The organism is Nostoc sp. (genome assembly GCF_036917655.1).
Lineage (GTDB): Bacteria > Cyanobacteriota > Cyanobacteriia > Cyanobacteriales > Nostocaceae > Nostoc.
The window spans coordinates 93,559-103,307 of record NZ_JBALCY010000079.1 but is presented as its reverse complement, the minus strand read 5'-3'; the positions used below and the strand labels follow the sequence as shown (position 1 = coordinate 103,307).

The 9,749-nt window shown below is 42.6% G+C and carries 8 protein-coding genes; 4 read left to right on the top strand and 4 right to left on the bottom strand.

Annotation, left to right across the window (positions count from 1 at the left end):
• The 4 genes from V7K30_RS30665 to V7K30_RS30650 all read left to right on the top strand — a co-directional run.
• Positions 1 to 1,085 (top strand): WD40 repeat domain-containing protein (locus V7K30_RS30665; protein WP_335005861.1); only part of this gene is annotated, 1,085 nt, incomplete at its 5' end.
• Positions 1,078 to 2,136 carry an ATP-binding protein gene (locus tag V7K30_RS30660; RefSeq protein WP_335005859.1) on the top strand — a complete coding sequence of 353 codons (1,059 nt, stop codon included), beginning with the start codon at positions 1,078 to 1,080 and terminating at the stop codon, positions 2,134 to 2,136. The genes V7K30_RS30665 and V7K30_RS30660, both read left to right, overlap by 8 nt.
• Positions 2,137 to 2,369: 233 nt before the next feature.
• On the top strand, positions 2,370 to 2,639 hold the full coding sequence (locus V7K30_RS30655) for a YciI family protein (RefSeq protein ID WP_335005857.1): 270 nt from the start codon (positions 2,370 to 2,372) through the stop codon (positions 2,637 to 2,639).
• A gap of 127 nt (positions 2,640 to 2,766) precedes the next feature.
• Positions 2,767 to 3,561, top strand: coding sequence for a Tab2/Atab2 family RNA-binding protein (locus V7K30_RS30650; RefSeq protein ID WP_335005855.1), 795 nt, complete (start codon positions 2,767 to 2,769; stop codon positions 3,559 to 3,561).
• 72 nt (positions 3,562 to 3,633) lie between these two features.
• Here the strand turns inward: V7K30_RS30650 and V7K30_RS30645 are convergent, their stop codons facing one another.
• The 4 genes from V7K30_RS30645 to V7K30_RS30630 form a co-directional block, all read right to left on the bottom strand.
• Complete coding sequence (locus V7K30_RS30645; RefSeq protein ID WP_335005853.1) at positions 3,634 to 4,833, bottom strand: DUF4159 domain-containing protein; 1,200 nt, start codon at positions 4,831 to 4,833, stop codon at positions 3,634 to 3,636.
• Between the two features lie 321 nt (positions 4,834 to 5,154).
• Positions 5,155 to 6,186 carry a phage tail protein gene (locus tag V7K30_RS30640; protein WP_335005851.1) on the bottom strand — a complete coding sequence of 344 codons (1,032 nt, stop codon included), beginning with the start codon at positions 6,184 to 6,186 and terminating at the stop codon, positions 5,155 to 5,157.
• A 104-nt stretch (positions 6,187 to 6,290) separates the two neighbouring features.
• A complete protein-coding gene (locus tag V7K30_RS30635; RefSeq protein ID WP_335005849.1) occupies positions 6,291 to 8,492 on the bottom strand; it encodes a putative baseplate assembly protein in 2,202 nt (733 codons plus the stop codon).
• The gene (locus tag V7K30_RS30630; protein ID WP_335005869.1) at positions 8,489 to 8,902 is read right to left on the bottom strand and encodes a GPW/gp25 family protein; all 414 of its coding nucleotides are present in this window, start codon (positions 8,900 to 8,902) and stop codon (positions 8,489 to 8,491) included. The genes V7K30_RS30635 and V7K30_RS30630 overlap by 4 nt, the downstream gene beginning before the upstream one ends.
• Positions 8,903 to 9,749 lie beyond the last annotated feature (847 nt).

Below are 9,749 nucleotides of genomic sequence, written 5' to 3'. Positions count from 1 at the left end.
ATGGAAAAACAGCCGTTTCTGCTTCTTATGACAAGACCCTGAAACAGTGGGATCTAGAGACAGGAAAGGAAATCTCTACCCTGACTGGTCATAACGACATTGTAAGAGCAGTAGCGATCGCCCCAGATGGAAAAACAGCCGTTTCTGCTTCATCTGACAACACCCTGAAACAGTGGAATCTAGAGACAGGAAAGGAAATCTCTACCCTGACTGGTCATAACGACATTGTATATGCAGTAGCGATCGCCCCAGATGGAAAAACAGCCGTTTCTGCTTCTTATGACAAGACCCTGAAACAGTGGGATCTAGAGACAGGAAAGGAAATCTCTACCCTGACTGGTCATAACGACATTGTAAGAGCAGTAGCGATCGCCCCAGATGGAAAAACAGCCGTTTCTGCTTCATCTGACAACACCCTGAAACAGTGGAATCTAGAGACAGGTAAGGAAATCTCTACCCTGACTGGTCATAACGACATTGTAAGAGCAGTAGCGATCGCCCCAGATGGAAAAACAGCCGTTTCTGCTTCTAATGACAACACCCTGAAACAGTGGGATCTAGAGACAGGAAAGGAAATCTCTACCCTGACTGGTCATAACGACATTGTATATGCAGTAGCGATCGCCCCAGATGGAAAAACAGCCGTTTCTGCTTCTTATGACAAGACCCTGAAACAGTGGGATCTAGAGACAGGAAAGGAAATCTCTACCCTGACTGGTCATAACTCCTTTGTAAATGCAGTAGCGATCGCCCCAGATGGAAAAACAGCCGTTTCTGCTTCACTTGACAACACCCTGAAACAGTGGGATCTAGAGACAGGAAAGGAAATCTCTACCCTGACAGGTCATAACTCCAGCGTAATTGCAGTAGCGATCGCCCCAGATGGAAAAACAGCCGTTTCTGCTTCAGATGACAACACCCTGAAACAGTGGGATCTAGAGACAGGAAAGGAAATCTCTACTTTTATTGGTGATAGTTCTATATATTGCTGTGCATTTTCCCCAGATGGATTGACAATTATAGCAGGAGAATCCTCAGGGCGTGTTCATTTACTCCGTTTAGAAGGGGGTTCAGAAAATGAATAACATCACCCAAAATACAATTAATATCCCCAGATATCCCCCAGAATTTCAGCAAATCATTACCACCAAAAACCACAATTTTGTCGGTCGTGAATTTGTCTTTGCTGCTATCAACAACTTTCTCAATCAATCTGACCGAGGCTACTTTACTATTATCGGTGAGCCTGGAATTGGTAAAAGTGCCATTCTTGCCCATTATGTCAGCCAAAATTCGGGAGTTGTTTATTACAACGTCGAAATCACAGGTAAAAATCGCGTTGAGGAATTTCTGACGACAATTTGCACTCAATTAATAGAAATCGCCCACAATCAAGGCATTAAAAATTTCACCACTAACTTTACTAAGTCTACCACAGAAGACAGTGGTTTTTTATCGTTATTACTGCAACAAATCAGCAATAGATTGCAACCAAAACAACGTTTAATTATTACTATAGATGGCTGCGATAGAATTGATATCAAAAATCAACCACGCGGCTCAAATATTTTCTATTTACCCCGTTATCTCCCCGAAAAAGTTTATTTTATCCTGAGTCGTCGTCCTTTTTTGACAGATAAATCAGGTTTATTAATTGAAACACCAGCCCAATCTTTAGATTTATCAAATTACCCTGAACAAAATCGCGCTGATATCCAGGAATATATTAAAAATTATTTAAATTCTCCCAATATTAATCATCAATTATTAACGCAAATTAGCAAAAATGAAACTAATTTTCTGTATGTTAGGGAAATTTTAGCAGATATTAATGAGGATATTTACCACCCAAATTTACAACTTTATTACCAAAATCACTTAGAAAAGATGAATTTAGCAACCAGTAAACAGCAACTAATGGCTTTACAGGTGTTAAATATCTTAATTCAAGAGCAATCAATATCAATAGAAATAATAGCAGAAAGATTAGATGTAGATGAATATGAAATCAAGGTAATTTTAGACAAGTGGCGAGAGTTTTTACATTTAGAATCAATAGCAGCCGAAATGCATTATAGTCTTTATCATGCTAGTTTTCGTGATTGGTTGAGGCAACAAAGTGAGTCTAAATTTTGAGTTTGGCATAGTACTAACTCTTCTTTTCTAGAGAAAATTTAGGGTGAAAGCAAGCAATATCTTACGCGATGCGCGACTTATTGTTAAAACCCCACTTCCATTCCTCTCCCCGAAAGGTCGAGAGCCTTTGATTCTAGCTCCCCTTCCCTTGTAGGGAAGGGGTTGGGGGTTAGGTCTGAGAGTAAAGTTGCACACGGCGTTATCTTATTAATCAGTAGGAGTAACAAGGAATTATGCCTAAATATGTAGTCTGGGGAACTTACTGCGAAGACGTTCTCGAAAAACGCGCCCCCCACCGTCAAGCTCATTTAGACGGATTAGCAAAACAGAAAGAATCGGGTGTGCTGATTACTATTGGCCCCACCAAAGATGTTACAAAAGTTTTTGGGATTTACGAAGCCGAAGACGAAGCCACCGTGCGCCAGTTAATTGAAAATGACCCCTACTGGAAAAATGGCATCTGGACTGAATATTCTGTCAAAGAATGGATTCAGGCTTTTTAAATTAAGTATGGGGAATAGGGTATAAGTCTTTTACACCCGCTGACGAGTCTTTGATACTCGTGAATGAGTCTTTGAACTCCACTCCTCTGCTCCCTCTGCTCCCCCTACCACTCCCCACTCCCAGCGTATGAAAATTTGGCAGGCTGATTTTTATCGTCGTCCCTTACAGGATGCATCTGGACAAATTTTATGGGAGTTGTTGATTTGTGACGCAACTCGCAGCTTTAAATATGAAGCTACCTGTCTCCAGTCAGCAGCAAATTCTAATTGGGTTGCGGCTCAACTTGAGTTAGCATCTGGCGACAAATTGCCAGAAGTGATTCAGGTGTTTCGTCCTCAATCTCTAAGTTTAATTGAGGCGGCTGGACGCAATTTGGGTATTAATGTCGAACCTACCCGCCACACTTTGGCACTGAAGCAGTGGCTACAAGAAAAACAATATCCCTCAACGCTGGATAAACCGCCCCCAGCACCATTATCAGAAAACCTCTGGGGAGAACAATGGCGTTTTGCGACTCTAGCTGCTAGTGATGTAGAAACGAGATTTAGCGATCGCCCCATTCCCATTTTGCACATCCCAGAATTTCTCAAACCCATCAATTTGGGTTTAGCGTCAACAGTGCCCGTCCCTGGTGTGGTAATTTATGGTGGACGGCAATCGATGCGCCTAGCACGGTGGTTGCAGCAAGCCCGTCCCGTAGGCTTAAACTACATTTCTGGCGCACCAGACGGCTTAATATTAGAAGCTGGCTTGGTAGACAGGTGGATTGTTGCCACATTTGAAGATTCAGAAGTTACAACAGCAGCCCAAGCATATCAACAACGGAAACAGCAAAGCCGAGGATTGCATTTTTTGTTAGTGCAACCAGATGATTCCGGGATGACTTATAGCGGCTTTTGGCTGTTGCGGGCAGAAGATTGATATTAATTGCCAAAAAAATGTGGAATAGGTGCAATATTATTTAAAGCAATGCCCATCCTACTAACTTGGCTTTCACCACTGCCCGGAATTATCTTCCTGTTGCAAACCTATCAACTGTCGCCGTTTCCAAGCATAGTGAAGAATATTAATTCCGAGTTCCTGAGCTGTACGAATGGTCAATCTGGGTAAACTCAAATCTCTATCCAGTCCCCAAGCAGTTGCTAAATCTCCAATCGCTAAAATAATTCCTCCACCGATTAATAGTTTAATCTGCTGTTGATTAACCATTGGCAAGGCAGCAAATAAGAAAGGTTTTGTCCTTAAAGGATGACTCCGTTGCAATTCTTCTAAAGGTCTTAACGGACTTTCTAACTGTTGTGCTAAAGCTTGAGTACTCTCAATTAGAGCATTAGCATTTGTTGGTGCATCAACTAGAAGTACACCACCTAAATTTAAGTAATTTTTTAGAGATTCAAATTCGAGACTATTTAAAGATATGGCTTGTCCACCTGTCAGATAAAGTATGTCATAGTCTTGGATATTTTCCCCTAAAGAAACCTGACCTGGTTCATCAGCCCCTCGCAAACTGGGATATAGGGGTTCTACTGCTTGTAATAAGTACGAAAGGCTGAAAAAATTACGCGCACATTCAGGATCACTATGATTCGCCTGCGCCATACACACAAGTGCTTGGGGACGCATTTGTGCCTGACGGCGATAACGTAAATCAATATTGTTATATCCAGGAAAGAAAGCATCCGCAGGTTGGTTAATTTCAGTATGTCCGGGTTGCAGAAGTATCCGGCATATTTCTATTTCTGAACTGACTGGTGTGGAGTTTATTTGGTCAATTCGATAAGTTTCTTGAACGATATCTCTTTGCTGTCCGCGCCGCAATTCATCAGGGTCTACATAGCTAACGACTAAATAGATCATCAGCGGTTCTGAACTTGCTACTTCTATATCAATGGGAAAATCATAAGAAGTCGGTATAACAATTAGATTACCAGCTAAATCAATTGCAATACCAGGTTGAATTTGCACCCAACGTCCATCTCGATATTTAGCTTCTACTTGGCTTGGGGCAGTCACATCTCGGACGCCTAAACCGCAGACAATTCCTGGTTGGTTTAAACTTTGATATTGAGCATTTTGCCGATTCCGGTGGTAATCATGGGCTGTGCGCCAGCGTTCCGCATTGATTAGTAACCCGTCTGCGGCTTGCAGGCGTTCAAAGGATTTAATTGGTGGGGGTGGGAAAGGATGGGACATATCAATTTTGGATTTTAGATTTTAGATTTGGGATTAAAAGCCTGTTCCAGCAATTTTAAACAATACTAGCTATTCAATTTTGGATTTTAAATTAGATGTAGATGTAGAGTGTGTTATGCAAAAGGCTAGCGCACCTTGAATTATTGATATAGCAATCCTAAATCATTTGTGAGAAAGAAAATCGCTGAAAATCCTATATATATGTACTTTTAATCTCCGTATTTTCTCAGTTTCAATTCGGATTGCTATAGTGGGTTACGCTAAAGCGATAACACACTCTACAATTTAATTTTACTTACTTAATTACGAATTACGAATTATTTAATTAGGGGAATTTTCGATAGATAATTCATAAGTGCAGAAAGCAGGTTTTTCTTGTTCTATAATTCTTTGGATAAGCTGTTCATTGATGATGCCACTAGCAATGTTTGAACGCAAACGCACTATAAAGTGATATGGCTGCCCACCTGCTAAAACTGCATTTCCTAATTGTGCGTCTCCTATAATGAAACTTGGGCCAAAAGGTTCTGTAATACTAATATGCTTATCAGCTTCATTAGGTAAATGTTCGTCTAGAGGTAAACCAGTATAAAGATGTAAATAAAGACGTAATCCTTTACGAGTTCCTCGCCAGCGATAAAGTTCTACAGCCCGGCGAATTAAACGCCGCTGTTGCTGGAGATCCCAAATTGAATCTACTTGCCAAGCAACCCAATGAGCCATAAAGGGTAGTAATGCTTGCGGTGCTGTCAAGGGATCGAGGTTTGCCCACATGACTTTGTAACTATCAACTATTGGTTGAAAAGCTTGCTCAAATATCTTCATGAAGCGACCAATAAAGTCCACTTCCCGATACAAAATTGGCAAGAATTCCATGTAGGCAGTGTAGGGACGGATATATAAATCAAAATACTCGCTTCTCTCGATTTTTTCGTTGTCTGCGCCTGGGTCTATATGTAGAGTAATTAGGCTGCGAAAATTGAGAGTTAGTTTGTCTTTTTTTCCAGGAGCGATCGCTTCTTGGTCTTCAAAAAATGTGTCGGGAATTGAGAAGTAGAGGACGGCATCCATTTGTCCACGAGGCGGTATCTCACTGCCTTCTGTGCCAATCTGACACCACTGGGACGGAAAGTTTCCTTCAACGCTTAATCTCACCCGCAAAGGACGTTGTTCTAAGTTTTGCACTTGCACAATCATCTCGCTGGGATGCCCAGGATGCAAGAGTAAACTACGTCCAGCTACATCCATGTTTTCCGCATTTGCAAATGCTAAACCTGCCACGGGTAAAGCTTCGGGGATTTGCATTGGCGTTAATTGAATGCGTACAGATGGACTAGAGCGACTTTGAACCATAACTTATCTACCAATTTTGGATTTTAGATTTTAGATTTTGGATTAAAAGTCTTTACTACAAGGCTGTTCCATAAATTTCAAACAATACCAATTACGAATTAGTATCAGCGATTAATGATCTGGATATCGTGATTAGAACGCAGATTTGTATCAGCCCAAGAACAGATTAAACCTTCCGATCCTGGATCAATCAGCTGTTCTGGCGATGGTTGTCGTCGCCAATTTTCTCCTTGCTTGCGGATGGGAAACAGCAAGACGGGGCCTAAATGACGCACGCCTGGGCTTTGTTGCAGTAAGGCTACAATATCCGATGTATAAACAGGTCGCCCAAATGGCCAACCTTTCCCATCCATTCCTCCAGTTAATGGATTTAAATATTTATACAGCGATACCCTTAAATTCCGGCGAATTTCCTCTCTGGCAAAAGGGTTGTCATAGGCAGGCTCTAAAGCAATTTCTGTTTGTACAGAAACACCAACATAATTCGGTTCTTGTAATTCTATTTGTACCCCTAATAAACGTCTTTCATCCAAGTAAGTCAAAATTTGCTCTTGGAGTGCATTACTTAGGGCAAATTCTTCAGGTGTCATCCCATCGCCTTGAGCGATCGCATCTGTGTTTGCATAGGGAACTATCAGTAAACTAACTATACCAGCTTGTCTACGAGAATTTGCTGGCAAACAGCGGACGCGAGCGATCGCACCTGCACCTGCTTGTTGAGCTAAAACTTCAAAATCTTCGGCAGTGACGGCGCGATCGCGCGTGCGGAGGATGCGGGGAGCCTTGATCACAGCTTGCTCCAGTGATTCGGCATCGGCACCATTGATTGCTGGTACACGATTTATCACACTAGCAACATAAGGATATGCAGACTTCAAAAACTGGATTGCCCCAGCTTGAACATTGCCTTCTCTACCACCACCTGTACGATAACCAACCATTTTAATCTCTGAGCCACGCGGAGGAATTGCGCCGTACTGGTGTTCAGATTGATTGTTTTCCAGGGTACTAACTTGTACAGATGTGTCATCTAGTTGTGGTTGCTGGATTCGCGAGCGCACCTGAGTTTGCTGTTTAAGTTGGCTAGGTTCACGAATTAGCGGCCCAAATTGGATTGTACCAGTCAGCGAATCGATTGTGTAATGAAAGTGATAGGGCCCAGAATCAGCAAAATCTCTCACCTCAGTCCACTTCTGAGGCAAACCACCAGCGGGAGTAACTAAAATATACTCATTTTCTCTGCGTTCTAAAATTGGTGCTGTTTGTAACTCGAAAGTCTGACCGGGTGTACCATCACTAATTCCCAATCGCTCATCTTGAATCAGCGCACTGTGACTAGCCCTAACTGTACCGCCAATTGACTGCACTGCTAAACCAATAATCCTTGGTGGACGATTGTAACCAGATTGATTGGCTTCAGTAGTAATAAAGCTACAGCGTAGCCAGCGACCCCGGTAAGAGGTAAAGTTGGTAACAGGCCAATTTTGCGGTAAATGCAGACGGACATCTGCTCCTTCAGATGGATTACCACCCTGTTCTGCGAGTTCGTAAAAACTGAACCCGCGAGTCTCATCATCTGACTCTTGCAATAAAACCGATTGCCAATTTTCCCCATCCCAGGCTTCCCACTTCCGAGGTGGTTGATTGGGGTTAATGCCAGCAGGCGTAGCCGCAGCTCCTTGAAAAGTAATATCTAGAACATTACTATCTAGAGGATCATCAGAATTGATCGCTAAATAAAAGCAGTTACCAGGCTGAGGTTCCTCTTCAAATATCGGCTGTTCATTACCTGTCCAGAAACCGTTAGATTCACGAGTCCATAAACTTGTGACTCTTTCTCGCAGAGATTGGGGAATATCTTCGGTGGTTTGGGCAGTTAAGAAGTGTTGTATCCGGGGTTTGCCGATAATTAGAAGAGAATCTGTGCTAAAGGTAATAGCTTCTGTGGTTTCAGTTTGGATAGTTGAAGCTTCTAATCCTGCCGGAATTGTGTAGGCTTCAGGTAGTGCAGCGCTTAAATAAAAAGTTAATTCTGTGCGGGCTGGGGCGGGAGGCTGGAGACGAATACCCAGTAATTCTAGAAAAGCTACATAATTTTTTCGAGGTACTTGGTTAAATCTGAGCAACATTTGGTCAGTTAACCAAGCAAATAACTCAATGAGCGTAATTCCAGGATCGCTGAGGTTGTGGTCTGTCCATTCTGGACAGTAGCGAGGAATACGCATAATACATTCTTCCACCAAATCATCGAAGGCGCGATCGTCTAAGTTGGAAGAAGGTAATTTTGGTAGAAAGTCAAAGTTCACGATTCCTCCCCAGCTGAAACTAAATAATAAGGATAAACAAAGCTATAAATATTGGGACTGTCTTTAAGTCGATAATTGATGATGATATCCACTCTGCCACGCACAGGATCAGGATCGGTGAGAACTTCATCGATAATAATGCGTGGTTCCCAAACCTCTAGCGCTTCCAAAACATAAAGGCGGATTTGCAGCAAGGTCTCGCTATTCAAGGTTGCAAACGCCAGTTCTGACAAGCGCGAACCAAACGTAGGTCGATAAACTCGCTCACCTACTCCCGTGCGGAGGATAATCCAAATAGATTCTTTAACTTTTTGATCTTCACGGCTAAGTTGTATCCCACCTTGCACACTTAAATGCAGTGGATAAGCCCAACCTGTTCCCAAATAGGCTCGTTGACGACCATAAACCATATCTGGCACTTAGACAGCTGTTACATGGATATCTTCAAAGATATCGGCACAGAAGGTTTAAGCCTATTCGCCAAAGGTCGAGGTTGAAGAGGCAGGCGATCGCTAGGGCTGAATAAAATTTGACTTTATAGTTTTGATGTCAAATCTACGTACTTGATCACGATTCAATTCGGATTGCTATATCCGACATTCTGCACTTCAATATGTAATACATCGGTATTCAAGAATATTTCCTATAATGGTTAATTATTAAGTATTAATACTGACAATATTGGTGATTTATGATTGCTATTTAACTACCATTAACTAGATGTTGCCAATCTCAGTGGATTACACGATGATGTGCGGAATGTGGGCTATATAATTTTTGGCGTAATTACTGAGTACTTACGAATTCAAAAAGGTGAATCTTAAAGAGCGACCTTTTATTATTGGGCGAACTGTCCACCCAACTTCCCCCAACTTGCGATCTATTTAAAGGCAATACTTCTCGGTTAACGCAATTAGTCGTTGCAGATCGCCCCAACCCACGCCAGTCGCTCCACTTGGGGAAACCCCAGACGCTCTCTACGAGACGCTGCGCGAACGCGGACTCGCTAACGCTGCGCTATGCGCGCCATCGTCTCCCCTTCTCCCAAAGAGAGAGACTAGCGCCCGCCGTAGGATGCCCGAACGCAAGAGCGTCTCCTTTAGGAGAAGGGCTGTAGGGAGAAGACCGCGCTGGCTCCCCGATAAATTAGGGGGCTTCTAACCCTCTTTTACCCCCTTAAAAAGGGGGTCGCCGTAGGCGGGGGGATCTGAATCTAGGACGACTCAATCCTTATCCGAGAAGTATTGTATTTAAAAT

Excerpts from the sequence above, each read along its gene's own strand:
- V7K30_RS30660 (WP_335005859.1), top strand. The coding sequence starts at position 1,078 with ATGAATAACATCACCCAAAATACAATTAATATCCCCAGATATCCCCCA.
- V7K30_RS30655 (WP_335005857.1), top strand. The coding sequence starts at position 2,370 with ATGCCTAAATATGTAGTCTGGGGAACTTACTGCGAAGACGTTCTCGAA.
- V7K30_RS30650 (WP_335005855.1), top strand. The coding sequence starts at position 2,767 with ATGAAAATTTGGCAGGCTGATTTTTATCGTCGTCCCTTACAGGATGCA.
- V7K30_RS30645 (WP_335005853.1), bottom strand. The coding sequence starts at position 4,833 with ATGTCCCATCCTTTCCCACCCCCACCAATTAAATCCTTTGAACGCCTG.
- V7K30_RS30640 (WP_335005851.1), bottom strand. The coding sequence starts at position 6,186 with ATGGTTCAAAGTCGCTCTAGTCCATCTGTACGCATTCAATTAACGCCA.
- V7K30_RS30630 (WP_335005869.1), bottom strand. The coding sequence starts at position 8,902 with ATGGTTTATGGTCGTCAACGAGCCTATTTGGGAACAGGTTGGGCTTAT.